We start from the raw sequence: 1396 nt of genomic DNA, 5'->3' as shown, positions 1-1396 counted from the left end.
TAATGCCGATCAGTTAAAGCCAAAGTGATCGGTTGAAGGATCCTTCCGAGCTGTCAAAATCCAAGTGTATTTAATGCACTTGGATTTTTTTATGGATGTTTCTCAAGCTCTAAACATAATTAATGATTGGAAACCTAGCAGCGTTGAGACTTTGTCTGACTTGCTTCCAATTGAACTCATCGACGAAGCCTATTCTCTTACTGATACTGTCACGATGAGAAAGAGGAAATTAACTTTAGAATCCATGGTGTGGCTGCTTGTTGGAATGGCTATCTACAACAGTAAATCCATGAAAGATTTAGTGAACCAACTTGATATTGTCGACCGTACAGGTAAAGCTTTTGTCGCACCGAGTGCGTTAACTCAACGTCGAAAGACGTTGGGTGAAGACGCAATTAAAGCGGTCTTTGAGCGAATGACTACGTCATGGTTAAAAAGTGCAAAGTTACCCCAGTGGAATGGATTAACGCTTCTTGGCGTCGATGGCGTTGTTTGGCGAACGCCCGATAACCCGCAAAATGAAAAGGCATTTTCTCGACAAAAAGGGACGCAATATCCGCAAGTGAGAATGGTCTGCCAAATGGAACTAAGCAGTCACATTATTACGGCCAGTGCATTTGATAATTACAATACAAACGAAATGATATTAGCTGAAAAACTGATAGAAACAACACCAAACCATAGCGTGACAATGTTCGATAAGGGGTTCTATTCTTTAGGCTTATTACATAAATGGCAAGACTCTGGCTCGGAGCGTCATTGGCTTATCCCCCTCAAGAAAAATACACAATATGACATTGTTCAATCTTTAGGGCGAAATGACAAACTGGTTCAATTACACAGTAACCCAAGGGCTAGAAAGCTATGGCCTGATTTACCAAAGTCGATAACCGCTCGACTTGTCACTCGTAAAATTAAAGGAAAAGACTACCAAGTATTAACCTCAATGACGGACTCCCTGCGTTACCCATCAAAAGATATTGCAGGCCTTTATGAACATCGTTGGGAAATTGAGCTAGGCTACCGAGAGCAAAAACAATACATGCTTGGAAATCGTCTCACGCTGCGAAGTCGTTTACCAGAACTGGTAAAGCAGGAGTTATGGGGCATCTTGCTTACTTACAATTTAATCCGATACCAGATGGTCGAGCTCTGCTTCAATTTAAAGGGAAATTACCTTCCTTATCAACTGAGTTTTAACGGCACATTAGCTCATGTATCTGCGTTACTTGTAGGCTTACCTTACTCAACACCAGGCGCAATACCTCGTCAGCTAAAAGGGTTCCACAACATGGCTGAAAGCTTAATACTTGAAGGGCGAAGGGAAAGGACATTCCCTAGAACAGTTAAACCCAGACCACAACGGTATGCTAAGAACAAAAATGCCGTTCACTCT

General features: G+C 41.9%; 1 protein-coding gene. It reads left to right on the top strand.

Annotated features, from left to right (window positions below; genetic code table 11):
- Window positions 1–91: 91 nt before the first annotated feature.
- Window positions 92–1396: IS4 family transposase (locus ACED53_RS23375; RefSeq protein ID WP_102250515.1), on the top strand; the 1305-nt coding region annotated here is incomplete at its 3' end.

The sequence above is a fragment of the Vibrio sp. 1F169 genome (genome assembly GCF_041439605.1).
GTDB classification, from domain to species: domain Bacteria; phylum Pseudomonadota; class Gammaproteobacteria; order Enterobacterales; family Vibrionaceae; genus Vibrio; species Vibrio tasmaniensis_A.
Note: the sequence above shows the minus strand (reverse complement) of the source record. Positions and strands in the feature narration are given on the sequence as shown.